The sequence below is a fragment of the Acinetobacter sp. ANC 3882 genome (assembly GCF_022549545.1).
GTDB lineage: Bacteria > Pseudomonadota > Gammaproteobacteria > Pseudomonadales > Moraxellaceae > Acinetobacter.
The window spans coordinates 867,249-893,384 of the sequence record NZ_JAKZGB010000001.1; the positions used below are offsets into that span (position 1 = coordinate 867,249).

The following is a 26,136-nucleotide window of genomic DNA, read 5'->3' on the forward strand; positions in this document are numbered from 1 at the left end:
GATTAAAGCAAGGATAGTACGATGACACTTAGCTGTATTCAACAACCTCATCAACATTTGCAAGCAAATTTAGAAGATGGCGTACTCACCTTAGCCATTAACCGTTCAGAAGCAAAAAATGCACTCTATGGCGAACTTTATCTTTGGATCGCAAAAGCGTTGGATGAAGCCGATGCCAATAAAGAGGTTCGTGTGGTAATTTTCCGCGGTGCAGAACAAGACTTTACTGCGGGTAATGACATGAAAGACTTTATGGGCTTTATTCAAAAGCCACATGAAGGCAAAGCTGGCGATCAACCTCCATTTGTATTATTAAAATCTGCTGCCCGTTTATCAAAACCACTCATTATTGCGGTGAAAGGTGTTGCAATCGGAATTGGTGTCACGATTCTATTACATGCAGATATGGTATTTGCAGACAACACTGCCCTGTTCCAGATTCCATTTGTCAGCCTTGGTCTATCTCCAGAAGGTGCAGCAAGTCGTTTATTAGTGAAACAGGCAGGCTATCAAAAAGCAGCTGAGTTATTATTCACAGCGAAAAAATTTGATGCAGCGACTGCGGTAAAAGCAAATCTAGTCAATGATGTGGTTGAAGATGTGTATGCGACAGCGCAAAAGACAGCGCAACATTTAGCAGCATTACCATTGGCTTCGATCAAACAAACTAAAGCACTCATGAAACAAGACTTGGCAGATATCATTGCATGTGTCGATGATGAAGCTGAAATTTTCATGCAACGTGTACGCTCACCAGAAATGATGGAAGCAGTACAAGCCTTTATGCAAAAGCGTAAGCCTGATTTTTCCCAGTTCAATTAATCACTGCGTAAATCATTCGAACAAACCACTTAGCCCTAAAAGTTAAGTGGTTTTTTATTTTGTGTATCCATATAGATATTTACAACCAGACCAACTAAGCTCAATTCAGGTTAAAACTAAATTGCAAAAAATATGAAAGTCGTCATTGCCCCTGATTCTTTTAAAGATAGCCTATCTGCATGTCATGTTGCCGAAGCCATTGCTTTAGGCTGGCAACAGGTATTTCCTGATGCAGAAATCATTACTTGCCCGATGGCTGATGGTGGTGAAGGATCAATTGAAGCAGTTTTAGCGGCTTGTTCAGGACAATGGCGTGAGCAGATGGTACAAGGTCCGTTGGGTGAGTCTGTACTGGCCAAATGGGGATGGTTAGCAACGGAAAAAATCGCCATCATTGAAATGGCACAAGCCAGTGGTATCCAATTGGTGCAGCTCTCAGCACGTGATGCATGTATCAGCAGTACCTTTGGTACAGGAGAGCTGATTCTCGCTGCCTTGGACGCAGGTGCAAAGGAAATTGTACTGACTGTGGGTGGCAGCGCAACAAATGATGCTGGTACGGGTTTACTCAATGCATTAGGTGCTAAATTTCTGGATGTAGATCATCAATCATTGCCTGCTGGTGGTCTTGCCCTGCAAAACTTGGCGCAGATTAATCTGGAAAATTTCGATCCCCGGATTCAACAGACCAAATTTTTATTGGCTGCTGATGTAACCAATCCACTTTGCGGCCCAAATGGTGCATCTCATATTTTTGGCCCGCAAAAAGGTGCTTCACCAAACCAGGTACTTGAATTGGATCAAGCATTGTCACATTTTGCTGATGTTACTGCTCAACAGTTTGGTTTTGATCAACGTCATGAGGCTGGTGCAGGTGCTGCGGGTGGACTTGGCTTTGCTGCAAAAACTTACTTACAAGCCGAGTTTAGATCGGGTGTTGAAGTCATTGCGGAATTAAATCAGCTCGCTGCCAAAATCCAAAGTGCAGATTGGGTGATTACAGGTGAAGGCAAGTTTGATGAGCAGACCTTGAATGGTAAAACTCCATTCGGTGTCGCCAAAATAGCACAAGCCGCCAATATCCCTGTCATTGTGATTGCAGGAACACTTGGAGAGAATTACCAAGCACTTTACCCACATGGTGTTACTGCTGCCTTCTCTTTAACCTCAGGCCCAACCAGTCTAGAAGAAGCCTGTCAAAATGCGGCAGAACTGGTGAGCGCACGAACAACGGATATTGCTCGGTTGATTCAAAGCAGTATGCTTAGAAAAGAATAAAGTTTATTGAATATCTAAAATCTGAATAAACTCAAAAGCAGGTTCTTCATAGGGATGGCTTGCCTTTAGAGCTTTCGCCACAGCTCTGGCCCTATCTTCTGCAACAATCGTTTCAACTCGCCATTCTTCAAGCTGCTCTAACTTATCCAGTTGTCCTAAGAACGGATCTGCACCTTTTATGGGCTTAAACTGCCCAATGCCTTTAACTTGCCATGCACAGTGTTCATAGTTTCCAATACCACCCGCGCCTGCTTCGAAAACCGCTTGTTTGGTGGATTCCAGATGAGATTCAGGCACGTAATAAATCAGCTTTAACATCGTAAAATGGCTCAAATCGAAATCAATTAGATTTCAATCATAACGTTATAAAAGCTGAACAATCAAAGTGAAATATTGATGATGAGATAACTCACGATGATAAATAGCATTTGAATCGCTATCGTTAAGCCAAACCAAAACCAGCCTTTGTCTTTTGAATATATTGTTCTCATATGATTTTCATGTTTCATCATGCCGTTCTCTCATATCTTATTCATTAATGAAATATAAGGGGCAAGAATTGAACCAATTACAAAAGTTGTAGTAAGAAATATACAAACGAACTTTCACCAAAAACAGATAGATGAGAACATCTTAAAATTAAGAATTGTATATTTTTAAAATATTTAGGTGAAAACTAAAGGAATTTAATCAAATATGTTGTTAACACAAAAACTAGCATTCCCCACGATGCAGCTCTTAAAGATTTCGGACCAAAGAGTCCTACTAACACTAGAAGAATAGGTGTTATAAAAATGCCTATCACTTGAATTATATTCAGTTCTTCAAACATATATCTCCTACTAATTAACTGAATGTTTAATAAAAATTTTATCACGATTAATTAACAATTGTGCCAATTCATCTTTTTTATCAGCCACTACAGGAGATACTCTTCTATGTTCCTATTCAAATATAGTAGGCCCCAATATAGCTATACCCACCAATATAAAAACTAATATCCAAAGCTCTTCTAGTATCATTTCCACACATGCAGGATCAATAAATAATCATATTTACTTAGTTCTATCGAGCTCATAATTTTCTCTACAAGCTCCCCATATATTAATGATGTTTAGTTATAACCTATTAATTTAAAAGGTATTAAAAGTAAATTATCTACTTCTTCTTTACTTAACCATCCGTACTTAGCGTTTGTAAATGTCTTTTTTCATATTGCGTCATCGCAAAAGCCAAACCACACAAAATCACAAAGCCACTGGTCATTGGAATCAAAGTACCGTTATAAAGCTGCCCGATGATCGAAGCGAGTATTAAAGACAGTACGGAGGAGGATGCCCCAATAATCGCCGAAGCCATGCCAGCCACATGCCCCATCGGTTCCATTGCAATTGCATTGAGATTGCCAAACAGTGTTCCAAACAACAAAAATAAAATGCAGGCATACAGCATAAACATCCAGAATGAAACGGCGACACCGGCAAGCTGAATAATGAGGAACAGCAATGAAATTAAACATAGGCCAAGAAAGCCATAAATACAAATAGGGCGCATCCCAAATTTCATGACAATTCTAGAATTGGTAAAAGATGCAATCCCCATTACACCCGCTAATAGCGCGAAGTAAGCACTAAACTCCTGCCCTGTTTTGCCAAATTGCTGCATAAAGATTTGTTGTGAAGTCCCAAGATATCCAATAAAACCACCAAAACAGAAACCTGCACATAGCAAATAACTCATGGTGGTTTTATTGCTCACCACTTCTTTAAAGCCATCCTTAAAAGCTTGTACACGCATCGGCAAACGATTTTCTGGAATTAGCGTCTCTTCTAGTCGTAAAGCTACCCAAGCACCAACGGCTATGGCATAGACCATATACAGCACAAAAATATCGCGCCAACCAAAGAAATGAATAATCAATTGTCCCAAACTTGGTGCAACTGCTGGCGCGACCATAAACACCATCATGATCAAAGACATGATACGTGCCATTTGTGCGCCACTGTATTTATCCCGAACAATGGAAATCGAAGCCACATAAGGCCCAGAAACACCCACACCTTGAATAAAACGCCCGACCAAGAACCATTCAAAACTTTGGGTGGAATAGCACAACAAGCTTCCTAAAAAATAGATGACGATGCCTGTAAATAAAATTCGTTTTCGTCCAATTGCATCGGACAATGGCCCTGCAATCAGTTGCCCGATGGTCATTCCTGAAAAAATGCTAATAATGACCCACTGTGCCTGATTGCTATTTTGTAGGCTAAAAACCTGACCAATTTCACCCAGTGCAGGTAAAACAGCATCAATCGAGAAAGAAACAATGGACATTAACAATGCCATCAGTAATGCAAATTCGTGGAAATGGATTTTTGATTTCATTTTTCTGGCCCATTGATGATTATTTTATATGGAATTAAATAAGCCACCTGACGGTGGCTTATTGCATGGATTTAATTAACCAATAAATTTACGGGCGTTACGGAACATACGTAACCAAGCACCATCTTCAGCCCAGTCTTCTGGCTTCCAAGAATGCTGTAAAGCACGGAAGTTACGCTCTGGATGCGGCATCATCACGGTTGCACGACCATCTTTAGAAGTTTGACCTGTAATCGCGTCAGGTGAACCATTCGGGTTCAACGGATAGTGCTGAGTTGGGTTACCCAAGCTATCCACATAACGCAAGATCACTTGGTTTTCTGCATTTAAAGCAGCAATCTGCTGTTCAGTGGCAACCAGACGACCTTCTCCATGCGCAACTGCGATTGGTAAAATCGAACCTTGCATATCTTCAAGCAAGACAGAAACTGATTTTTCTACGCGAACGTTAACAGCACGTGCTTCAAATACTTCTGAGGTATTACGGTGGAAACGGCCCCAATGCTCTGCACCTGGAATCAGTGGTGCAAGTTGCGACATCATTTGACAGCCATTACACACACCTAAGCTGAATGTATTTTGACGATGGAAGAACTGTTCAAACTGATCACGCAATTTAGCATTGAACAATACTGATTTTGCCCAGCCACCGCCAGCGCCCATCACGTCACCATATGAGAAGCCACCACAAGCCACTAAACCTTCAAAGTCGCTCAAGCTGACACGACCTGCTAATAAGTCACTCATGTGTACGTCAATGGTATTGAAACCAACTTTATCAAACGCAGCGGCCATTTCGACGTGACCATTGACACCTTGCTCACGCAAGATGGCCATATTAGGACGGCGCGTATTGATGTACGGTGCTTCAACAGGCTCATTCAAATCATACGTTGCTTGTGCAATCAAACCCTTATGGTTTTGATCTGCGATTAAGGCAAACTCTTGATCAGCCGTTTCAACATTGTCACGTAAACGCTGAATTTGATGTGAAACTTCTGCCCATGCTTGTTGTAATTCAGCACGTTCTAAAGTTAAACCATTCACAACCAATTGATCAGTTGTATTGACACGACCCACAACTGCGATGGCATCTTTCAGGCTCGATGCTGCAACCTGAACTTCCAATTGTGCCCAATCAGCCGCTGTGATTTGTAATACAGCACCAATTTCTTCTGCAAATAAGCTTTCAGTTGTTTGATTTTCTAATGCAACACCTAAACGCGATGCAAATATCATTTCAGCCACAGTCGCCAATAAACCACCATCACCGATGTCATGATAAGCCTTGATTAAACCACGATTGTTCCAGTCTTGGATCAAGGCAAAAAATGCTTTGAAGTCATCAAAACTATCAACATCTGGTGTTACTGAACCAATCGCTTTATACACTTGTGCAAGGATCGAACCACCTAAACGGAACTGGCCTTTAGATAGGTCAATACGAACCAGTACTGAATCAGCTAAGTTCTTCAATTCAGGCGTTAATGTTTTACGAACATCTAGAACTGGTGCAAATGCAGTGATTACCCCTGTCATTGGCGAAGTAACGGCTTTGTCTTCACCATCATTCCACGTAGTACGCATAGAAAGTGAGTCTTTACCGACTGGAATTGCGATCCCTAATGCAGGGCACATTTCCATACCAATCGCTTTCACACCTTCAAACAAGGCTTGGTCTTCACCTTTTTGACCTGCCGCTGCCATCCAGTTTGCAGAAAGCTTGATGTCACTAATCTGTTCAATGTTGGCACAAGCAATGTTGGTAATTGCTTCAGCAACCGCTAAACGCGCAGAAGCTGCTGGATTTAACAATGCAACCGGTGGACGTTCGCCCATTGCCATTGCTTCACCCGTGAAGCCTTGTAAGCTTGTAGTTGTCACGGCTGCATCTGCAACAGGAACCTGCCAACGACCGACCATCTGATCACGTGCAACCATACCGGTAATCGAACGGTCACCAATGGTAATCAAGAACGATTTAGATGCGACTGTAGGATTTTTTAATACGCGGAAAATCGCATCTTTCAAATCAACTTTTGCAGCATCAAAGTCATTCCCTGTACGCTCAATCGTTTCATAAGCACGTTGCATGCGCGGCGTACCGCCCAAGATCACCTGCATTGGAATATCGACAGGCTTGTTCTCAAACAACGGATCTTCAACCGTTAAGTGACGCGCTTCAGTCGCTTCACCAAGTACCGCAAACGGACAACGCTCACGTGCACAAATTTCTTCAAACTGTTCTAAAGACTCTGGGCGAATAGCAAGTACATAACGTTCTTGCGCTTCATTTGACCAGATTTCCATCGGGCTCATGCCTGGCTCTAATGATGGAATTTTACGGAGGTTAAGCACTGCACCCAACTCATGATCGTTCACAAGTTCAGGCATGGCATTGGATACACCACCCGCACCCACATCATGTACAGACACGATTGGGTTAAAGTCTTCTAAGCGCCAGCAGGTATCGATGACTTCTTGGCAACGACGTTCCATTTCTGGGTTTTCACGTTGTACCGAAGCAAAGTCCAAACTCTCGCCCATGGTCCCGCTGTCTACAGAAGAGGCTGCACCACCACCAAGACCAATCAACATTGCAGGTCCACCCAACACGATAAGTAAGTCACCCGGTTGGATTGCATCTTTTTCAACATGGTCAGGACGGATGTTACCGTAACCACCAGCGATCATGATTGGCTTGTGGAAGCCTTTTACATCACCATTGACATTTTGTTCAAAAGTACGGAAATAACCATTCAATGCAGGACGGCCAAATTCGTTATTAAACGCAGCACCACCCAATGGCCCTTCAATCATGATTTGTAATGGCGATGCCATACGTGAAGGTTTACCGTAGTTTTCTTCCCAAGGTTGTTCAAAACCAGGAATATTTAAGTTAGAAACGGTAAAGCCTGTTAAACCTGCTTTAGGTTTACCACCACGACCTGTTGCACCTTCATCACGGATTTCCCCGCCCGAACCTGTTGCAGCACCAGCAAAGGGAGCAATTGCAGTTGGATGGTTATGCGTTTCCACCTTCATTAAGATGTGAGCAGCTTGGCTCTTATATTTATAAACGAAGTGACCATTTTCATCCGCTTTCGGATAAAAACGCATGGTGTCATAACCCACAATCACTGACGCGTTATCTTTATATGCCGACAACACATCGGTTGGAGATTCTTTATAAGTATTTTTAATCATTTGGAACAATGATAATGGTTGTTTTTCACCATCAATTGTCCATTCAGAACCAAAGATTTTATGACGACAGTGTTCAGAGTTTGCTTGAGCAAACATCATCAACTCAATGTCGTTTGGATTACGACCAAGCTTGGTAAAGGCTTCGGTTAAGTAATCAATTTCTTGCTCAGATAAAGCAAAGCCAAACTCATCGTTGGCTTTAACTAACGCTTCTTTTCCTTGACCCAAGATATCAATTGAGTTCAACGGCTTCGGTGCTGTTTCTGAGAACAAAGCTTTTGCATCATCAATTTGAGCAAAAACACTCTCTGTCATACGGTCATGTAATACCAATTTCACTTCATTCGAAATCTCTTTCACACCTTTCAGTGTAAATAACAGACCACGCTCTAAACGGTGAATTGGAGTATTACAGTTTTGGAAAATATCGGTTGCTTTAGATGACCACGGAGAAATTGTCCCTACACGCGGTGTTACTAAAATCTGGATTTCATCACTTGCAGCTTGGCGAAGTTCGAAAGATTGACCATCGTTTAAAAGTTGTAATGCCGATTGATGTTGCTGCTCGTTGAGCGCTTGATCAAACAAATAAACCCACTGGCTGTCAAAAGATTGAACAGAACTCATTGACGTTAATCGGTTTAAGAGTTGAGCTTTCTTGAAAGAAGAATGTGCTGATGCACCGGCCACGATAAACATGTTGACTTTGGCTCCACGGGTGGGTCTAACGAACCTACCACAATGTGACTTATGAAAGAGCGCATATTCTACTGTGAAAGGCTCATTTCAGCTAGCTATATCCATCTTAAAAAACAGAGTTTTCTGCTGCAAATGGCTTAATTTATTGTAGCTTTATCCATTTTACTTTATTCGTAACAATTCATTTAAACCAATACATCAATCACATTCCCTTTTTGTAGGCCATCACCTCTATCTCTTTTTCTGTTACCCAAATCAAAATACAGCCCTGTGCAACAGGCTTTCCATCTTCTCTATGTACGATGACTTTATATTGAAATTTCCCCTATTTACCTTATTAAGACAACTTGTGTCGCTCTACCCTAGTGCTTTAATCTTTTTTTTGGCATCATGATCCTGAACTCATAGTGAATAATGATGAATGGAACAAATGCGTTGGGTAGAATTGCTATCTGCAATTCGTTTAGGTAGTAAAAAAAGTAGTACTGAATTGGCTCGAAGCCCATTTCACAAAGATTATGACAGAATTATATTTTCTCAAAGCTTTCGCCAACTGAATAGAAAAACACAAGTTCACCCACTCACTCAGCATGATGGCATCCATACTCGCCTAACACACTCGCTTGAAGTTTCTTGTATCGGTCGCTCACTCGGCATGTTAGCCGCAGAAAAAATCAAAGATGAGTTACCAATGTGGATTTCCCCAGCCGATGTCGGAGCAATTATCCAAGCAGCCTGTCTGGCGCATGATATCGGTAACCCTCCTTTTGGTCATGCGGGTGAATATGCGATTCGGGAATGGTTTGATGATGCCTCACATCGCGACTTTCTCACCAAACTGACACCAGAAGAAGCAGCTGATGTCCGCCAATTTGAAGGCAATGCGCAAGGGCTTCGATTACTCAGCCGCATCGACTACCACCCTGATGATGGCGGTATGCGGCTTACCTGTGCCACACTAGGCGCGTATTTAAAATATCCGTGGCTTTCAAAGACGATTGAAGAGCAAGGTGATATGCCATCGCATCAACGGGCAAAATTTGGCTGCTATCAATCTGAAAAAGAAATTTTAAAGCAATTGGCTGAACAACTCGGTTTAATTCAGCTCGGGGAATACCATTATTGCCGTCATCCACTCACCTATTTATTAGAAGCAGCAGATGATATTTGTTATGCGCTGATTGATTTAGAAGATGGCATTATTCTCAACATGCTGAACTATGCCGAAGTTGAGCCGATTTTCCTGAATTTGATTGCTGATTATGGCTATCCAGAGGAATTGCATTTACCGCATACCACTTGGCAGCAAAAAATCGCAGCATTACGCGGCCGCGTCATGAAACGTTTAGTCGATGAAGTAACCACGGCTTTTGCAAAACATCATTATGAAATTTTGACCGGTCAGCTTAAAGGCAGCCTGTTACAATATTGCTCACCCGATATTGAAGCAGGGATCCAAACCGCGAAAAATCTTGCAAGAGATCGTATCTTTGAACATCCACAAAAGTCTGGTTTAGAGATTATTGCCCATCAAAGTTTGCAAACCATCTTAGATGCTTTCATCCCTTTAACCATGCCGCATAAGACATTAAGCTTTAAAGAACAGCGATTAATGTCAATTTTGCAACATTCAGGCGTAAATCTGCAAAACAACCACTATAATAATATTATGCAAGTCTTGGATATTATTAGTAAGTTCTCAGACCACCAAGCCTACAGCTTGGCGCAAGAGTTGCAAGGCAATAAAATTGGATTCTTTTAACAGTTGAAATGAGACCAAGACTTTTTTCAAACTCAAACTAAATTTTTTATAATAGTGAAATTTAACTCATGATCGGATGTTTAATTGGCGAAGTGTTTGCCTTAGAAGCCCCAACCGTCTTACTCAATGTGAATGGTGTAGGCTATGAAATAGACACACCTCTTTCGACATTTTGCCAATTACAAAAAGGACAAAAAGTGACGTTATGGACCCACTTGGTGGTCCGTGAAGATGCACAACAACTTTATGGCTTCAGCGATGCCCAAGAGAAAGTCATTTTCCGTACTTTGCTTAAAGTAAATGGTGTAGGCCCTAAAATGGCTTTGGGTATCTTGTCTACCTTAAGTATTGAGTTACTGATTCATACTATTGAACATGACGATATTAATACCCTGATTAAAGTTCCAGGCGTGGGCAAGAAAACCGCTGAACGTTTAATGATTGAATTACGAGATCGTTTCAAAGCATTGGCACAATCAACAGGTAGCGTAACCAATACAGCAGCAACGCAAATTCAATTTATGTCAAATTCGCCTGTTGCTGAAGCAGAAGCCGCATTACAATCTCTTGGTTATAAACCAGCAGAAGCACAAAAAGCCGTTGCAGCAGTGAAAGCAGACTTTACTGAATCTGCCGATATTATTCGTGCTGCGCTTAAATCAATGATGAAGTAATAGATATATGCAAGATCGTCTTATTAGCGGAACAGAAAAACCAGAAGATCAATTTGATCGTGCGATTCGACCAACCTCATTGGCTGATTATATTGGCCAGCCCGTGGTTCGTGAACAAATGGAAATCTTCATTGGTGCTGCACGTGGACGTGGTGAAGCACTCGATCATACCTTGATTTTTGGTCCTCCTGGTTTAGGTAAAACGACCCTTGCCAATATTATTGCGCGCGAAATGGGCGGTAATTTAAAATCTACTTCTGGTCCAGTATTGGAACGTGCTGGCGATTTAGCTGCAATGCTGACCAATCTAGAGGAAGGTGATGTTCTCTTTATTGATGAAATCCATCGCCTATCCCCCGTGATTGAAGAAATTCTTTATCCAGCAATGGAAGATTACCAACTGGATATTATGATTGGTGAAGGCCCTGCGGCTCGTTCAATCAAATTGGATTTACCACCATTTACTTTGGTCGCTGCAACAACACGTGCAGGTTTATTGACCTCTCCTTTACGCGATCGTTTTGGGATTGTACAACGTTTAGAGTTCTATTCGGTTGAAGACCTCACTCACATCGTGACACGTTCTGCCAACTTGATGGATGTCCCAATTACCAAAGAGGGTTCAACGGAAATTGCCCGTCGTGCTCGTGGTACGCCCCGTATTGCCAATCGATTATTACGTCGTGTCCGTGACTATGCCCAAGTCAAAGGCACAGGTGAAGTGACTCAAGATATGGCGCAACGTGCTTTGGATATGCTTAACGTGGATAAAGCAGGTTTAGATACGCTCGATCGTCGTTATCTCAGTATGTTACTCGAACGTTTTGAAGGTAGACCGACAGGTGTTGAAGCCTTAGCCGCAGCCATGGCAGAAGATAGTGGCACACTTGAAGATGTTATTGAGCCGTATTTAATTCAGCAAGGTTATGTAATGCGTACTGCGCGTGGTCGTATTGCAACCAATATGGCTTATTTACAGTTTGGTATGACACCACCTGAATCATAAAAATATTTTCAACTTAACGCTTCTTATAATGAGATGATTAGAATAGGATATACCTGATTTTAATCGTCTCATTATATTTAGGGTAACAATGAAAAATAAAACATTAACTTCCGTATTTTTGAGTAGCTTATTTTTAACAGCCTGCGGGGGTGGAGGTGATAATGCAAATAACGGAAATTCATTTCAAGACAAAGAAAAACTAGATTACACCAAAGCAGAAAATCTTGAATTGATTTATGCACCGATTATCAATTTATCAAGTATTAATGGTAATCAACTTATTGATACCATCACACTTGCAGAATCCGTTTTTTATTTAATACAAGGTGGAGAAAAAGCGGGCTATAAAGCTTTCTGCCGTAATAAAGAAGGGAGTTTCAATAAAAGCAGCCAAAATATTACACTGAATAAATGTGATTTACAGTATACAAAAGATGGAATTATACAGCCTATATCTGAAGAACCAATGCTGCTATCTGGAAGCGTTAGCACCCAAGGATACTGGTCACAGAATAACTTTAAAATTGATACAACACTCAGTCAGTTTAAAGTAGAGGTTGATAATGAAATAACAACCTTTAATGGTGGCAAAAGCAGTCTATCCTATTATCCCGATTCTACCCCCTTTAAATATAACATCGGCCAGATGGATTTTACATGGGCCGATAAAAAACATACTGAAGTATATAAACTCACAAATTACAGCTTTGAACCTTGGTCAACGCAATCTATTACCAAAGGGCGTTTAGTTGGAGTAACGAATAATAAAGAGTTCTCTGTGGTTTTTGATAATCAAATCAAATTTGGTAGTGTCGGAGACGCATTGGCTTTTTACCCAAGTTTTGCTGAAATTTTTATTGAAGATACCTACAATAATAAAAATGCAATTAACATCACCAAAACCACTGACTATCAAGCATTAATACGCGCCTATGCCAATGGCACTACAGTTGCAGGCTTTCCTAAAATTGTCTCGTGGGAAGAGCTCAATTATTAAAAAAAGAGGCCCTATCCAAGGGCCTCTTTTTTTATCTCTTTCAAGAATATGTTATTTATTACTATTTCATTAGTGCTATTGAGGCAATATCATTCCTGATTGCTGACAGTCTGTAAAAATAGGTAATAGAAATGGCAAATCATTTTGAGTTCAAAATTCGCGTGTATATCGAAGATACAGATGCAGGCGGTATCGTTTACCATGCCAATCATATTCGTTTTATGGAGCGTGCTCGTACCGAATGGCTGCGTGCAGCAGGTGTAGATCACTACTGGCACCAAAAAGACTACAGCTTCGTGGTACACCAAATTCAAGTGAAATATGTACGTCCAATATTAATGGATGATTTAATTACCGTTACAGCACGTGTTATTTCGTGTAAAGCCGCATCTTTTGTGTTGCAACAAAATATTTATCGTGGTGAAATCTTGCTGGCTTCAGGTGAGGTTGTGTTGGCATGTTTAAACAAAGATCTTATGCCACGTAGACTTCCTGATGAAATTCGTGATCTGATTCAAAAAGAATTGGCACAGGACTAAAATAAACTTTTGGCACCGTAACTTATGGCAACTAACTTAGAATCTTCCCTGCATATTTCTGACCTAATTTTACAAGCAAGTCCTGTTGTACAACTGGTCATGCTGATCTTATTATTCGCTTCAATTTATAGCTGGTACTTGATCGCTAAATTATACATGGGCTTTAAAAAAGCAGAGCAAGATGATGAGCATTTTCAAAAGATGTTTTGGTCTGGTGCCGAATTAAATACGCTTTTTAATAATGCGCAGCTCAACTCCAAACGCCGTGGTTTAGAAGATATTTTCTATCAAGGTTTGGGTGAGTTCTTTAAACTACAAAAACGTAAAGCAGACACCAATCAAACGATCGAAGGAACAGAGCGTATTCTTCGCGTCGGTTTAAGCCGCGACCAGAGTGCTTTAGAAGTTGGCTTAGGTGCACTTGCCAGCATCGGTTCAGTTGCACCTTATATCGGCTTATTTGGTACGGTTTGGGGCATTATGAATGCCTTTATTGGTCTTGCCGCAGTTGATCAAGTTACCTTGGCAACCGTTGCGCCTGGTATTGCAGAAGCCCTGATTGCTACGGCAATCGGTTTATTTGCAGCTATTCCTGCTGTACTTGCGTTTAACCACTTTACTGCTAAAGGTGAATCAACTTATTCAGATCGTGCTTTATTTGCAGAAGAAATGGTTGCTCTTTTACAGCGTCAAGCGATTGGAACGACACAGGAAGATGCATAATGGCGATTCAACGCTCTGGACGTTTTGAACGGATTAAAAAACCACTCAAAAGTGATATGAACGTCGTTCCCTATATCGACGTCATGTTGGTACTTTTGGTTATTTTCATGGTGACTGCGCCCATGATCACCAGTGGTATCAAAGTAGATTTACCTCAGGCGAACAACCACCCTATCGAATCCAAAGATATGCCAGCCATGGTCACGATTAGTAAAGAGGGAAAATTTTCTCTTGAATACCAAAACCATAAAGGCACTGATTCTCTTTCGCTTGAACAACTCGAAGTTGTTTTAAGCGAAGCTCAAACTCAAGCAGAGCAAGAAAACAAACAACTCACGGTTTTGGTCAATGGGGAGAAATCCCGTCCATATGGTGAAGTGGTTTCACTGATGGCAAGTCTACAAGAAGCAGGCTTAACACAAGTTGGTTTACTGACAGAGCCGTTAAAATAAGCTATGAAAAAATTTCAAGAGCCGCCTTTTAAGCAAAATGCGATCGCACTGGGTTTCACGCTCGGCGTACATGCGATCGCGATTGTGGGCTTATTATTTTTAGGCTTAAGTAAACCACCCGAAGAGCCGAAAAAGCTCAAGACTGTTTTAGTTAGACCCGAAGATTTGCCACAACCCTTAACACAGGTTGAACAAGAAACAACAGCTGACAATGAAGCTCCCGAAGTTCAAAGTCCTGTTGTAGATAAAACATTACCTGAAAATATCCCTGTCGTCCCTCCGTCACCAAGTCCACAACAACTTGCTGCTGAAAAGCAAAAAGCAGAACAGGCACAGCAAGCAAAATTAGCTGAGCAAAAACGCAAAGCAGATGAAGCAACTCGTGCACAACAAGTTGAAGAACAGCGTAAACGTGCTGAAGCTCAAGCACAGAAGCAGCGTGCGGATGCAGAAGCAAAACGCCAAGCTGAGGCAAAAACCGAAGCAGAGACAAAACGTCGGGCAGAACAAAATGCTAAATCTGAAGCAGAGACTAAGGCACGTCAAAAAGCTGAACAAGATGCACGCTTAAAACAGCAAAAAGCAGCTGAGAATGCAAAGCTTCAGGCTCAACAAGATGCGAAGCGTAAAGCTGAGGCCGATGCTAAGGCTCGTGCTGAAGCTGATGCAAAACGCAAAGCTGAGGCAGACGCAAAACGTAAAGCTGATACAGATGCAAAACGTAAGGCAGAAGCCGAGGCGAAACGCAAAGCTGACACAGATGCCAAACGCAAGGCCGAGGTAGATGCTAAGGCAAAAGCGGACGCAGATGCTAAACGTAAAGCAGATGCAAATACTAAGGCCAAAGCTGAGGCGGATGCTAAACGCAAAGCGGATGCTGACGCGAAGGCAAAAGCTGAGGCAGATGCTAAACGTAAAGCAAATGCAGATGCCAAAGCTAAATCCGATGCGGACGCAAAGGCAAAAGCTGAGGCAGACGCGAAACGTAAAGCCGATGCGGAAGCAGATGCTAAAGCTGCTGCCTCAAAAAAAGCTGAGCAAGAAGCAGCTCAGAAAAAAGCTGATGCTAAACGGATTGCAGACTCTACTAAAGCCGCATTCAAAAGCAAAATTAGCAGAGCTTGGGAAGTACCTTTAGCTTCTCGAGGAAAATCAATTACTGTTAATATTTCACTTGATGCAAACGGAAATGTAATATCTGTTGTTGCGAATAGCAGCGATTCGGATTTAAAAGCGAGCGTAGAAGCTGCCGTAAAACAAGCATCTCCCCTACCAATGCCTGATGATCCAGATATTGTGAAGCAACTTCGTCGCGTCACAATTACATTCATTGCAAAATAGTAATGAATAGTTAACGTTACATGCTTTTAATAGCACAAAGCATGTAACTATGTTAAATAATCAACAGCCACAAAAATACGAACGCAAGTAATTGTAACTATGGACAAGACTCGTAAACACCTCCTCTCGTTGGCAGTTTTCGCTGCAATTAGTGCAGTTGCTCCAACAGCAACTTTCGCACAATTACATCTAGAAATTGCTAAAGCCCCTGAACAAGCACCTAAAATCGCGATCATTCCATTTGCAAATGACAATGCGATCTATCCAATTGTGGAAAGTGACTTGAATCGCTCAGGCCGTTTTACCAGTGCATCTCAAAACTTACCTGCAACTGCTAGCCTCAATCAGGTTCAAGCAGGTGATTGGCAAAATGCTGGTGTTCCGTATGTCGTCGTCGGTCAAATGAAAGCCGTCGATGCCAATACATTCGAAATTCACTACCAGCTCTATGATGTACAAAAACAACAATATTTATTGAATGAAGTACTAACGGTACCAAGTTCACGTGTACGCCAAGCAGGACATCTGATCAGCGATACGATCTATCAAGCTTTGACGGGTATTGCAGGTGACTTTAGCGGTCGTATTGCCTATGTATTGCGTAATCAGGCGACACCTGCTCAACGCTATACTTTGCAAATCGCAGATACCGATGGTGAACAACCTAAAACCGTACTTTCATCGCGTGATCCAATCCTCTCTCCGGCTTGGACACCTGATGCAAAGAAAATTGCTTATGTCTCATTTGAAACCAAACGCCCAGCGATTTATCTGCAAGATTTAGCCACTGGCCAACGTGAAGTTTTAGCAAGCTTTCGCGGCTTGAATGGTGCGCCAAGCTTCTCTCCTGATGGAAAGTCGATGTTGTTTACAGCATCAATGCATGGCAATCCTGAAGTGTATCAAATGGATTTAAGTACCCGCCAAGTACAGCGCATGACCAATGATTCTGCGATTGACACTGAAGCGCGTTACTCACCAGATGGCAAATCCTTTATTTTTACTTCGGATCGCGGTGGTTCACCACAAATCTATCGCTATAGCTTTGATGACAGTTCCGTCAAACGTTTAACCTTCAAAGGTGCATTCAATGCACGTGGTACTTTAAGTGCTGATGGTAAAAAGATTGCTTTGGTACATCGTCCAAGTGGGAGTAACTACAAAGTTGCAATCCAAGATATCAATACAGGTATCACCAATATTCTCACGCCAACCAGTTTAGATGAATCACCAAGCTTCTCACCAAATGGACAAATGGTGGTTTATGCAACACGTGAAGGTAGTCGTGGCCTTTTATCCGTCATGTCTACAGATGGTCGTTTCCGCATGAATTTACCAAGCGAACAAGGTGAAGTTCGTGAACCTGCTTGGGCACCAAAATAAATTTAATCGATTGGAGAATCATATGAACATTAAATATCTAACGCTTCCACTGATTGCTGCGACTCTCGTTTTTACAGGTTGTGCAAGCCGTAAGCCTGCTGCTGAAATCACTGCGGGCAACACACCAAATGGCTCATCTACGGTAAGTACCGATGGCTTAAGTGAAGATGCAGCTTTAAATGCACAAAACTTAGCGGGTGCATCGTCAAAAGGTGTCACTGCTGCAAACAAAGCATTTCTAGCAAAACGCGTTGTGCACTTTAACTATGACAGCAGCGATTTGTCGAACGAAGATTATCAAACCCTACAATCACATGCACAATTCTTAGTTGCCAATGCCAATTCTCGTGTTGCTTTAACAGGTCATACCGATGAGCGTGGTACACGTGAATACAACATGGCTTTGGGTGAACGTCGCGCGAAAGCTGTAGAAAGTTTCTTGATCACCAACGGTGTAAATCCACAACAACTTGAAGCGGTCAGCTATGGTAAAGAATCACCAGTCAATGCAGGTCATGACGAAGCTGCATGGAAAGAAAACCGTCGTGTAGAAATCAATTACGAAGCAGTTCCACCATTATTAAAATAATGGCTTAGCTTTAAATAAAAATGCTCACTAAAATGTGGGCATTTTTATTTTTGGATCAAGATGATGATTGGGATTTAGACTCTGGTTGCATCGACTCAATCATATCGTGCTTATTGAAATCTTTATATTCAGGCTTGGCTTCATACTCTTTCCATGCATCCTTCACATTTTCTTTGGAAATCGTATCTAAGCTAATTGGCTCACTTGGCGTGGGTGTCGCTTCAAAATTCTTGGTTGACATCTTAATCTCCAAACATCCTGTCTAGTATCCGTCCAACATAGCATGTAATCACGTGCTTGTAATCATAAAAGCAACATAAATAAAGTAAGATAATTTTTATTTTTATGTGATCTCATCTAGAATAGCCACATTCTTTTTTATCATTTTTTGACACGGCCAAACTGGAGCTATTTAATATGTCAAACCTTACATTGACCCAATACTTAGAACAACAAAATGGGAATTTGACTCCAGAGTTAGCGCAAGTTATCGAAACTATTGCAGCAACGTGTCAAACCATTGACCAAGCACTACAAAAAGGTGCTTTGGCAGGGATTTTAGGCAGTGCTGGCAATGAAAATGTTCAGGGTGAAACACAAAAGAAATTAGACGTTATTTCGAATGATTATCTGATTGATGCTTTAAAAGTTCATCCACACGTTGGCGGCTTGGCATCAGAAGAATTAGATGACTTCACTCCTGCACAAGAAAACGGAAAATACCTGGTATTGTTTGATCCATTAGATGGTTCAAGCAACATTGATATTAATATGTGTGTTGGTACCATTTTCTCGATTCTTCCAGCAAAAAATACAGTGACTCAATCTGCAGATTTTATGCAAGCAGGGACTGAACAAGTTGCTGCAGGCTATGTACTTTATGGTCCATCTACCATGTTAGCACTTACAGTAGGTGCAGGCGTTGCGTTCTTTACTTTTGATCCAACAACTCAAGCTTTCGTACTTACCACTGAGCAAGTTCAGGTTTCAGCAGATACACAAGAATTTGCTATCAACTCATCAAACCAACGTCATTGGGAAAACCCTGTAAAACGTTATATCGATGAGCTTTTGGCTGGTAAAACTTCAGTACGTGAAAAAGATTTCAACATGCGTTGGGTTGCATGCATGGTGGGTGACATTCACCGTATCTTATGCCGTGGCGGTATTTTCCTTTACCCTTACGATTTGAAAGATCCAAAAAAAGCGGGCCGTTTACGTTTAATGTATGAAGCGAACCCAATGAGCATGTTAATCGAGCAAGCTGGTGGTGCATCAACGACTGGCCGTGTCCGCATTATGGACATTCAACCAACTGAGTTGCATCAACGTGTTCCAGTTATTATTGGTTCTAAAAACGAAGTTGAGCTTGTAACGAGCTATCATTAATTATTTTTAATAATCAAGGCATTATAATATTATAATGCCTTTTTGGATGTTTACTTTATGGCGGTTATTTTTCTAGAATCAAAAGACAATGCAAAAATTAAACATTTGCGTGGCTTAATCGAGCTCAATAGCGCTCGAAAAAAACATCAACAAACTGTTCTAGAAGGTACACATCTTTGTCTAGCTTGGTTGCAACAACAGAAAAAACTGTTCTCTCTATTTACCACTGAACAAGCATTAGAGCATCCTGATTTACAAGAAGTTATCGAGCTTCATCAAGGTCATGTCTTCGTGATTAGCGAAGTGCTCTATAAAGATTTAAGTACTTTAGGCACCACCCTACCTTGCTTAGCTATTATTGATCTTCCAAAAACATCAATGACAATTGATTTTGAAGTAGATACTTTAATTCTAGAAAACATTCAAGATCCGGGTAATGTAGGAACATTACTGCGTTCAGCTGCCGCAGCAAACATCAAACAAGTGATTTGTACCCAAGGCTCGGCAACGCTGTGGTCCCCGCGTGTACTAAGAGCAGGCATGGGAGCTCATTTTAGTCTGCACTGTTTTGAAAACTTTCAATTACAGGACATTCTTCCAAAATTTCAAATTCCTGTTTTGGTTACTAGCTCACATCAATCGACCAATCTGTATGACCAAGATTTAACACAACCTTGTGTATGGATTTTGGGCAATGAAGGCCAAGGTGCAAGTGACTATGCCTTAGAACATGCAAAGGCAATCGCCATTCCTCAACCTGGCGGACAAGAGTCACTCAATGTTGCAATTGCAGGATCAATTTGCTTTTTTGAAATGGTTCGCCAACGTCAGTAAAAACGTTAAATTATTTTAAATACGATTTTTTTACTGAGAAAATCAATTACACTACTAAAAATAATTGCTTAAGTTGTCAACGCGCCCACCAGTTTCAACGTTATATGATTAATGAATTGGAATTAATGGTGGGTATCCATGACAGGATTTTCCATCTCTATGGATTTAGCACCGAAACAGGCTCGAACTGAAACCAGTACTGATCGCAGTACGGTTGAACAACGTCTGCGTATTTTTATGCAAGACGTTACAGGTCGTGCATTGGTGATGATGGAAAGTGCAACCCAAGGACAACAAGGCATTGCCATGGATTTAGTGCAGGAAGCCTTTATTTCCTTGCATAAATCATACGCTGATAAAAACATAGAAGAATGGTATCCCCTGTTCTACACCATTTTAAATAACAAACTCCAAGATTGGAGACGTAAAGAAGCACGTCGTGCAACTCCCTTCTCATTATTCAAAAAGATTAGTTTAGATGATGACGAGGAAATTATTGATGTTGTAGATGAATCTACTCCTAATCCTTTTGATTTTCTGGATCAAGAAGTGACAATGGAAGAAATTCAAGCAGCAGTCAATCAGCTACCAGTCCGTCAACAACAAGCATTTATGCTAAGAGCATGGGAAGGCTTTGATACGATGACCACAGCTCAGATTATGGATTGTAGTGAAGGCAGTGTGAAAACACATTACCACCGTGCAATTCAGGGACTCAGAATTGCTTTAGAGCACTTAAACCCACATACGGGAGGATCATCAGATGAAAAAAGATGAATTCACCAAACATGTAACATCCAAGCTTGATCAGCTTGCCAGAGAGCAGCATCACAACAAAATGTTGGTGATGAACCATGTTCTCGATACGGTTCAGAAAAAACCAACATCTTATTACAGTGTTTGGAAAATGAGTGGTTTTGCACTCGCAGCAGCAATCATGGGTATTGTTGTTTTACCGAGTTCTTTACAACTTGCCGATCAACCACAGAACCAAGTTGTCGTAAATCCAAAACTTTCACCACAAATGGTTGAAGATATGGAAATGTTATTGGTTTTAGGTGAGGATAAAGTTCCACATGGCAGCTAAAAAATTAGCACTTGTTGTGTGTACACTCGGCTTATTACAAACCAGTTTTGCAGGTTCAGAACGGTTTTGGGTTTTCTCCAAACCAAATAAACCAGCAACTGAAGAAGCTTGGGATGACTTGTCACCTGAAGAGCAACGCGTTTTAATCAAACGCTATCAAACATTGAAGGAAATTCCAACAACCCAAAGTTCACAATTACAACAACGTATGGAATGGTTCACTCAACTGCCTGAAGAAGAAAAGCAGAAAATGCGAGATGTGTGGCAGAAAATGAGTACACAAGAACGCAATACTTTGCGTAAACGTATGCAAAATGCCAGCACCGAAGAACGTGTGAATATCAGAGAAGAATACCTCACCAAGTACGCTGAGCATTAATTTTTTATTTCCATAAATATTTAAAATAAAAATAGCGCCTTTAGGCGCTATTTTTATTTTTGATAAGCTTATTTTCTGAAACGACGGTAAGCCAATAAACCTAATAATCCGAATACAGAGTAGAAACCTAAACTACCGCCGCCTCCACTACTTGCCTTACGCGTGTCATCAGTGGTAGTTGCTGTACTAATTGTTCGTACTGTTGCTGTATTTGATGAGACTCCATCGGCATCATACACTTGATAGCTAAATGAGAAGTTAAATGGATTGAACGCATTCACTTCCTGAACATAAACATTTCCACCATAACAGGTTTCTTTCTGATCTGGTTCTGGACAAGCTCCTTGACGATCCGCAGTTATACTAAGGTCTTTTGTGGGAACATTACTTAGTCGAATTGGCAATTCAATTCCGTCTTTATTTTTCCAGAACTGAGATTTATTAGGATTTTTCTCTGGCCCAACACCACCTTCACCAGTGTCACCATTATCATTGGCAAATTTTAATAAATTAAGGCTTAGCTTTTGCTTTTCCTTATACTTAAACGTTAAGGAGGTATCCGTAGCCACAGGTGCAATATTTACAAATGCTGCTCGAATTAGACCAGATGAGCTTATATTCGGATTAGACTTAGATGTAATCGTATATTTACAGAAGATCTTATCACCTGCTTGAGTAATACTGTCATCCTTACGATAAAAAAGAATTTGTTGTAAATCTTTATTCCAGCTACAAACCAAATTTTCTTTATCACTTTCATCTATATCCGTGACAGTATCATTAATTTGCCCTTTACCTAAAGGTTCTGTAGTGACGTCATACAAATCAGGGCTAAAGAATTGTAATTTATAACTTCCATCAGCTTGTTCTATATCTTGCGGCAATGGTAGCTGATAGTTTCTTAAGTCAATATAAATCGCACGGTATTTTAAATTTGCTTTGGTGTACTGTAATAACTTTTGATATTGATCTAAGCGAGATTTGTAGTAAGTCAAAAAGTCTGGATTATTTGGATTTTTTACCAAATTATCAAAAAAATCATACTGTGCCTGATAGCTAGTCATTGAGTTACTAATTGAAGTATTTGTTAAATCCTGCAAATCACCAGCAGTAAATCGCATTAATTCAATTGAACCAATATCACAACGGTTACGAGCATCAGGATCATAATGCAAAGTACCATCTGTAATACGAGCCAAGCCACGTTGATCGGTTGAACTACAGCCCGTGCCATCAATATCTAATAAACCTACTAATTTTGTATTCCCTTTATCATCTACAGGTACACGAGTGACATTTTGTTTTGGATAATATATTGGCATGAATGCAGTATGTGGAGATACTGCTTGCAATGGACTTAACAGAGTTCCAATACTAATCTTACTTACATTAATATTGGTTGTATTATCTTTAAGTGACTCTTTCGGTACATCACAAACATTATTAATAGGGGATGTTGAATCCGCTTCTTTTAATGCAAACGCATTATAAGCGATACCAAAGTAAACCCCCTCCTCATTAGCAACAGCACCAAACAAATAGCGACAAGCATATGTATTGCTATCACCATTATAGGCGATAAGATTAAATCGTAATATCTTAGTGCCAATTTTGTCGTATACCAGTGTGGTATAAGCTCTATTTTCGACAATTGTATTACTGGTTAAAACTAAACTACTCGTCTTACTCAAAATACTTGGCCGATTATTTGCTTCTGTTCCAACCTTGGTATCACCAGTAAATTTAATTAGATTCCCTGTACTAGTATTAACACTATTTTTGGCAATTGTATTAGTATTTAAGGTCGGCATAGCTTCACCACAAAACTCAAACATACTGCTTGAGTTTTCCGAGCCGTTATTGATAAAACTATTCGCCGTCAAATTAATTGTATTTTTGATATAAGTGGCATCAGACATGCAACTCATAGAAAGTACGCTGCCTTTTTCAGCCTGATTTCCCTGTATTAAGCTTTTAGATATCGTCAAGGTTGATGATGGTCCTGCCATAAATACAGCACCACCTTCTTTTGCTTGTGAGTCTAAAACTTGACTGCTCTGCAATACAACATCAGCACCTGCATATATTGCCCCACCTAAGCCAGTGGAACGCCCACCTGATAAAATTAGATTAGTTAAACTTAAATTGCTGGCTCTGAGGGTCGTATTAAAAATACGCGAATTTTCGGCTTTAATGGTTGTTTGTAATGGAATCTGTGCAGGATATTGATTAACCACATCATTCAGTAAAACATTCTTTTCCTCCCAGTTTGCAGGACTTGCACCCAGGATTGAAACACTGACGGTAGGTATTAATTCCTTTTTCAGGGTGTAAACACCTTTTTCAAGTTGAATTACTTTTTGTGTACTTGATAAGGTATCCGTAACCGCGCAGCCACCATAAGACACTCGATCAGCTGCCGTTTTTAAAGCCTCTCGTAATGAACAAGCATTCAGATTTTCGCCATCTTCATCTTCAAAAGTTGTTACTTTAATAGGCGTACTACTCGTACCAGCCGCCATTAATGGCATTGTTGCCACAACCATGGTTGCTAATAATGCTTTTTTATAATTTTTCATCTCATCATCCCTGATTATGATTTAAAACGGCGTATTCCAACCAATCCCAATAACATTAGAATCGCACCAACTCCCCAACTGCCACCACTCACATTGACAGTTTTACTTGTAAAAGTATCTGGTGGGTCTTGAACAATATTAGTAGGAATATCAATATAATAATTCGTAGCATTATTAAAACGCGTAATGGTGGTCATGATGCGCATTTTAAACATGTCTGCACCATGCCAATCACTATCCGGAACATAAGTCACGTTACCATCCTGATCAATACTTACCTTCCCTTTTGATGGGGTTTGGTTTTGTACTATATCCAAGCAACCATAGCGCCATGCTTGACCATCTGAACGCTTTCCTAACAACTGCTCACAAGAGTTTGGGTCTAAAAGTTCACCATCTAGCAAATTGTTTGCAATACTAAAATTGGCCACTTGTTTAAAACGAATATCCACCCCAGCAACAGAAATATTGCTCCGATCAACAATGAGCTCTACTGATCCTAGATCACACAGCTCATCATAACCTGTACGGCTTTTTCCACGCTGATCTGTAGCTTCACAACTTGCTAAACTAAAGGTTGTACCGTCACTATAAATCCGGCCTTTATTAACAATTAGTGAATCTGATAACTGCTTATAAGAGGTTAGTAAGCGCGGTTTAAAGAAACCTAACATTTGATCTTTTGGAATCGAAAATGGACATAACAGCCCTTTTGCGGGAGGGGCCGTACATATCCCCTCATCATTTGTACCGCCCGCAATTAAAGCTTGTTCTGGATCGTTCGCATTCCACATAAAATTAGGTAAACGCTCTTCAGCATTTCGATCACAATCCGATGTGGTCAAATTACTCTGTACAACAGTGGTATCATCAGAAGTATTTACACAGTTACTATTTCCGTTTGCAACCAGAATACTATTCGATACATAAGCACCTGGATATTCTTTAACTGTCTCTTTTTTCTCACCATTTTCATCTGTCACTGTGGTTACTTTCCACTTTAGAGACTGTAAATATAATCCCGCAGCATTTTTAATCATCGTATTATTATTTAAGACCATCCCCTCACGAATATTAGCAATATAGCCACCCTTATTGTGAAAAATAGTGCTACTACGAATACCTGAGGACCTAGCATATAACGCCCCACCGATGGTGTCATTATTAAAACCCGTTTGAACATACAATAAAGCACCATTTGGGCCTGTTGCCCCCTCATTATCACGTATCACAGATTGTGTGATCAGATACATTGGCATTTCACTGTAGACAACAGCACCTTGATCGGCCTTATTATTCTGAAAAATACTATTATTAATAGAGACATACCCTGCGGTATTCTTAGCATCAGATGAAACCCCAGCGTTATAAATTGCGCCGCCTCTGTTTGCCGAACCTCCAATTAAACGAGAGTATTGGATCGATAAGTTTTCACGATTAAGAATTAAGCCACCATCATTAACCTTACTTGAAGATCCCTGCAAATTTAGCTCAATTAAACCAACTAGGAGTAAAGCACTTTCTACATTTGCATCATCAACTACAAATAAACGATCCGACCCCAACATTTTAATCGTGGCATTATTTAGCCCACGCTTATTATCATTAAAGGCATCACTACTTGCCGTCCGAATTGTTGTCGCTGCTTTAATATTCAGAGCTGAATTTAGTTGATAAGTTTGATCACGCTGTAAAATAATAGTACTGCTTGCATCTTTATCACCACATCCGTGATAGCCATTTTCAAATTCTTTTTGACTTCTTTTATTTAAAAACTCGACAGCTTCTCGTAATGAACAAACGGCGTCATTTTTGTCTTCATCAACTAAAGTTGTGACTTGAATATCCGCAGAATATGCGTGTCCAGTAATCGCAAATAAAGCGCAGGCAAGCGTCCGTTTGAGCATACCGATCTCCTTCTATTTTTCATTTTTCTTCGTATTACAAACTCGGTGTTTGCAACCACATTCCTTTGTGCGTACTTTGTCATAGCTCTCGAAATTACTCAAGA

Annotated in this window: 24 protein-coding genes; 17 read left to right on the forward strand and 7 right to left on the reverse strand. The window is 40.6% G+C overall.

The annotated features are described in order from the left end of the window. The first annotated feature begins 21 nt into the window (after positions 1-21). Together MMO42_RS04340 and MMO42_RS04345 are read left to right on the forward strand one after the other, a co-directional pair. Positions 22-822, forward strand: coding sequence for an enoyl-CoA hydratase-related protein (locus tag MMO42_RS04340; RefSeq protein ID WP_241319446.1), 801 nt, complete (start codon positions 22-24; stop codon positions 820-822). Between the two features lie 132 nt (positions 823-954). Further along, positions 955-2,100 (forward strand): glycerate kinase, encoded by a 1,146-nt coding sequence (locus MMO42_RS04345; protein WP_241319447.1) that lies wholly within the window; start codon positions 955-957, stop codon positions 2,098-2,100. Between the two features lie 3 nt (positions 2,101-2,103). On the opposite strand, the gene MMO42_RS04350 is transcribed toward MMO42_RS04345, so the two are convergent. The 4 genes from MMO42_RS04350 to purL form a co-directional block, all read right to left on the reverse strand. Then, positions 2,104-2,418: an NGG1p interacting factor NIF3 gene (locus MMO42_RS04350; protein WP_241319448.1), complete on the reverse strand. Its 315-nt coding sequence runs from the start codon at positions 2,416-2,418 to the stop codon at positions 2,104-2,106. 62 nt (positions 2,419-2,480) lie between these two features. After that, positions 2,481-2,612, reverse strand: a complete 132-nt coding sequence (locus MMO42_RS18195; protein WP_277603248.1) for a KGW motif small protein — start codon at positions 2,610-2,612, stop codon at positions 2,481-2,483. 661 nt (positions 2,613-3,273) lie between these two features. Continuing rightward, entirely contained in the window at positions 3,274-4,485 is a 1,212-nt protein-coding gene (locus tag MMO42_RS04355; RefSeq protein ID WP_241319449.1) for a multidrug effflux MFS transporter, read from the reverse strand. A gap of 75 nt (positions 4,486-4,560) precedes the next feature. After that, on the reverse strand, positions 4,561-8,391 hold the full coding sequence (purL, locus tag MMO42_RS04360) for a phosphoribosylformylglycinamidine synthase (RefSeq protein ID WP_241319450.1): 3,831 nt from the start codon (positions 8,389-8,391) through the stop codon (positions 4,561-4,563). 421 nt (positions 8,392-8,812) lie between these two features. On the opposite strand from purL, the gene MMO42_RS04365 reads away from it, so the two are divergent. The 10 genes from MMO42_RS04365 to pal all read left to right on the forward strand — a co-directional run bounded on the left by MMO42_RS04365 (position 8,813) and on the right by pal (position 17,857). Then, on the forward strand, positions 8,813-10,153 hold the full coding sequence (locus tag MMO42_RS04365) for a deoxyguanosinetriphosphate triphosphohydrolase (protein ID WP_005292822.1): 1,341 nt from the start codon (positions 8,813-8,815) through the stop codon (positions 10,151-10,153). Positions 10,154-10,221: 68 nt separating this feature from the next. Next, positions 10,222-10,827: a Holliday junction branch migration protein RuvA gene (gene ruvA, locus MMO42_RS04370; protein WP_005292820.1), complete on the forward strand. Its 606-nt coding sequence runs from the start codon at positions 10,222-10,224 to the stop codon at positions 10,825-10,827. A 7-nt stretch (positions 10,828-10,834) separates the two neighbouring features. Next, a complete protein-coding gene (gene ruvB / locus MMO42_RS04375; RefSeq protein ID WP_241319451.1) occupies positions 10,835-11,833 on the forward strand; it encodes a Holliday junction branch migration DNA helicase RuvB in 999 nt (332 codons plus the stop codon). An 88-nt stretch (positions 11,834-11,921) separates the two neighbouring features. Next, positions 11,922-12,830, forward strand: a complete 909-nt coding sequence (locus MMO42_RS04380) for a hypothetical protein (protein WP_241319452.1) — start codon at positions 11,922-11,924, stop codon at positions 12,828-12,830. 131 nt (positions 12,831-12,961) lie between these two features. Further along, positions 12,962-13,369 (forward strand): tol-pal system-associated acyl-CoA thioesterase, encoded by a 408-nt coding sequence (gene ybgC / locus MMO42_RS04385; RefSeq protein WP_005151801.1) that lies wholly within the window; start codon positions 12,962-12,964, stop codon positions 13,367-13,369. A gap of 24 nt (positions 13,370-13,393) precedes the next feature. Beyond that, positions 13,394-14,092: a protein TolQ gene (gene tolQ / locus MMO42_RS04390; protein WP_241319453.1), complete on the forward strand. Its 699-nt coding sequence runs from the start codon at positions 13,394-13,396 to the stop codon at positions 14,090-14,092. Further along, positions 14,092-14,544 carry a protein TolR gene (gene tolR, locus MMO42_RS04395; protein WP_241319454.1) on the forward strand — a complete coding sequence of 151 codons (453 nt, stop codon included), beginning with the start codon at positions 14,092-14,094 and terminating at the stop codon, positions 14,542-14,544. The genes tolQ and tolR overlap by 1 nt, the downstream gene beginning before the upstream one ends. A gap of 3 nt (positions 14,545-14,547) precedes the next feature. After that, positions 14,548-15,885, forward strand: a complete 1,338-nt coding sequence (tolA, locus tag MMO42_RS04400; RefSeq protein WP_241319455.1) for a cell envelope integrity protein TolA — start codon at positions 14,548-14,550, stop codon at positions 15,883-15,885. A gap of 99 nt (positions 15,886-15,984) precedes the next feature. After that, positions 15,985-17,268 (forward strand): Tol-Pal system beta propeller repeat protein TolB, encoded by a 1,284-nt coding sequence (tolB, locus tag MMO42_RS04405; RefSeq protein WP_241319456.1) that lies wholly within the window; start codon positions 15,985-15,987, stop codon positions 17,266-17,268. Between the two features lie 22 nt (positions 17,269-17,290). Next, positions 17,291-17,857, forward strand: a complete 567-nt coding sequence (pal, locus tag MMO42_RS04410) for a peptidoglycan-associated lipoprotein Pal (RefSeq protein ID WP_005151791.1) — start codon at positions 17,291-17,293, stop codon at positions 17,855-17,857. Positions 17,858-17,912: 55 nt separating this feature from the next. On the opposite strand, the gene MMO42_RS04415 is transcribed toward pal, so the two are convergent. Then, positions 17,913-18,098 (reverse strand): NF038105 family protein, encoded by a 186-nt coding sequence (locus MMO42_RS04415; protein WP_005151788.1) that lies wholly within the window; start codon positions 18,096-18,098, stop codon positions 17,913-17,915. Between the two features lie 176 nt (positions 18,099-18,274). Between MMO42_RS04415 and MMO42_RS04420 the strand changes: the two genes are divergently transcribed. The 5 genes from MMO42_RS04420 (at position 18,275) to MMO42_RS04440 (ending at position 21,546) form a co-directional block, all read left to right on the forward strand. Then, positions 18,275-19,246 carry a class 1 fructose-bisphosphatase gene (locus MMO42_RS04420; protein ID WP_241319457.1) on the forward strand — a complete coding sequence of 324 codons (972 nt, stop codon included), beginning with the start codon at positions 18,275-18,277 and terminating at the stop codon, positions 19,244-19,246. Positions 19,247-19,303: 57 nt separating this feature from the next. Continuing rightward, positions 19,304-20,080: an RNA methyltransferase gene (locus MMO42_RS04425; RefSeq protein ID WP_241319458.1), complete on the forward strand. Its 777-nt coding sequence runs from the start codon at positions 19,304-19,306 to the stop codon at positions 20,078-20,080. 159 nt (positions 20,081-20,239) lie between these two features. After that, entirely contained in the window at positions 20,240-20,857 is a 618-nt protein-coding gene (locus MMO42_RS04430; RefSeq protein ID WP_241319590.1) for an RNA polymerase sigma factor, read from the forward strand. Then, entirely contained in the window at positions 20,844-21,167 is a 324-nt protein-coding gene (locus MMO42_RS04435) for a hypothetical protein (RefSeq protein ID WP_005292795.1), read from the forward strand. The genes MMO42_RS04430 and MMO42_RS04435 overlap by 14 nt, the downstream gene beginning before the upstream one ends. Then, a complete protein-coding gene (locus MMO42_RS04440) occupies positions 21,157-21,546 on the forward strand; it encodes a DUF3106 domain-containing protein (RefSeq protein ID WP_241319459.1) in 390 nt (129 codons plus the stop codon). Before MMO42_RS04435 ends, MMO42_RS04440 begins: the two co-directional genes overlap by 11 nt. Before the next feature lie 68 nt (positions 21,547-21,614). Here the strand turns inward: MMO42_RS04440 and MMO42_RS04445 are convergent, their stop codons facing one another. Further along, a complete protein-coding gene (locus tag MMO42_RS04445) occupies positions 21,615-24,125 on the reverse strand; it encodes a CSLREA domain-containing protein (RefSeq protein ID WP_241319460.1) in 2,511 nt (836 codons plus the stop codon). Positions 24,126-24,139: 14 nt separating this feature from the next. Further along, positions 24,140-26,032 carry a rhombotarget A gene (rbtA, locus tag MMO42_RS04450; RefSeq protein WP_241319461.1) on the reverse strand — a complete coding sequence of 631 codons (1,893 nt, stop codon included), beginning with the start codon at positions 26,030-26,032 and terminating at the stop codon, positions 24,140-24,142. Between the last annotated feature and the right edge of the window lie 104 nt (positions 26,033-26,136).

What these genes read in the sequence shown, in the direction of transcription:
- tolA (WP_241319455.1), top strand. Translation starts at nt 14,548, where the DNA reads ATGAAAAAATTTCAAGAGCCGCCTTTTAAGCAAAATGCGATCGCACTG.
- rbtA (WP_241319461.1), bottom strand. Translation starts at nt 26,032, where the DNA reads ATGCTCAAACGGACGCTTGCCTGCGCTTTATTTGCGATTACTGGACAC.
- purL (WP_241319450.1), bottom strand. Translation starts at nt 8,391, where the DNA reads ATGTTTATCGTGGCCGGTGCATCAGCACATTCTTCTTTCAAGAAAGCT.
- ybgC (WP_005151801.1), top strand. Translation starts at nt 12,962, where the DNA reads ATGGCAAATCATTTTGAGTTCAAAATTCGCGTGTATATCGAAGATACA.
- MMO42_RS04380 (WP_241319452.1), top strand. Translation starts at nt 11,922, where the DNA reads ATGAAAAATAAAACATTAACTTCCGTATTTTTGAGTAGCTTATTTTTA.
- MMO42_RS04345 (WP_241319447.1), top strand. Translation starts at nt 955, where the DNA reads ATGAAAGTCGTCATTGCCCCTGATTCTTTTAAAGATAGCCTATCTGCA.
- MMO42_RS04430 (WP_241319590.1), top strand. Translation starts at nt 20,240, where the DNA reads ATGGATTTAGCACCGAAACAGGCTCGAACTGAAACCAGTACTGATCGC.
- tolQ (WP_241319453.1), top strand. Translation starts at nt 13,394, where the DNA reads ATGGCAACTAACTTAGAATCTTCCCTGCATATTTCTGACCTAATTTTA.
- tolB (WP_241319456.1), top strand. Translation starts at nt 15,985, where the DNA reads ATGGACAAGACTCGTAAACACCTCCTCTCGTTGGCAGTTTTCGCTGCA.
- MMO42_RS04425 (WP_241319458.1), top strand. Translation starts at nt 19,304, where the DNA reads ATGGCGGTTATTTTTCTAGAATCAAAAGACAATGCAAAAATTAAACAT.
- MMO42_RS04365 (WP_005292822.1), top strand. Translation starts at nt 8,813, where the DNA reads ATGGAACAAATGCGTTGGGTAGAATTGCTATCTGCAATTCGTTTAGGT.
- MMO42_RS04340 (WP_241319446.1), top strand. Translation starts at nt 22, where the DNA reads ATGACACTTAGCTGTATTCAACAACCTCATCAACATTTGCAAGCAAAT.
- MMO42_RS04445 (WP_241319460.1), bottom strand. Translation starts at nt 24,125, where the DNA reads ATGAAAAATTATAAAAAAGCATTATTAGCAACCATGGTTGTGGCAACA.
- MMO42_RS04415 (WP_005151788.1), bottom strand. Translation starts at nt 18,098, where the DNA reads ATGTCAACCAAGAATTTTGAAGCGACACCCACGCCAAGTGAGCCAATT.
- MMO42_RS04355 (WP_241319449.1), bottom strand. Translation starts at nt 4,485, where the DNA reads ATGAAATCAAAAATCCATTTCCACGAATTTGCATTACTGATGGCATTG.
- MMO42_RS04420 (WP_241319457.1), top strand. Translation starts at nt 18,275, where the DNA reads ATGTCAAACCTTACATTGACCCAATACTTAGAACAACAAAATGGGAAT.
- MMO42_RS04440 (WP_241319459.1), top strand. Translation starts at nt 21,157, where the DNA reads ATGGCAGCTAAAAAATTAGCACTTGTTGTGTGTACACTCGGCTTATTA.
- ruvA (WP_005292820.1), top strand. Translation starts at nt 10,222, where the DNA reads ATGATCGGATGTTTAATTGGCGAAGTGTTTGCCTTAGAAGCCCCAACC.
- pal (WP_005151791.1), top strand. Translation starts at nt 17,291, where the DNA reads ATGAACATTAAATATCTAACGCTTCCACTGATTGCTGCGACTCTCGTT.
- MMO42_RS04350 (WP_241319448.1), bottom strand. Translation starts at nt 2,418, where the DNA reads ATGTTAAAGCTGATTTATTACGTGCCTGAATCTCATCTGGAATCCACC.
- MMO42_RS04435 (WP_005292795.1), top strand. Translation starts at nt 20,844, where the DNA reads ATGAAAAAAGATGAATTCACCAAACATGTAACATCCAAGCTTGATCAG.
- tolR (WP_241319454.1), top strand. Translation starts at nt 14,092, where the DNA reads ATGGCGATTCAACGCTCTGGACGTTTTGAACGGATTAAAAAACCACTC.
- MMO42_RS18195 (WP_277603248.1), bottom strand. Translation starts at nt 2,612, where the DNA reads ATGATGAAACATGAAAATCATATGAGAACAATATATTCAAAAGACAAA.
- ruvB (WP_241319451.1), top strand. Translation starts at nt 10,835, where the DNA reads ATGCAAGATCGTCTTATTAGCGGAACAGAAAAACCAGAAGATCAATTT.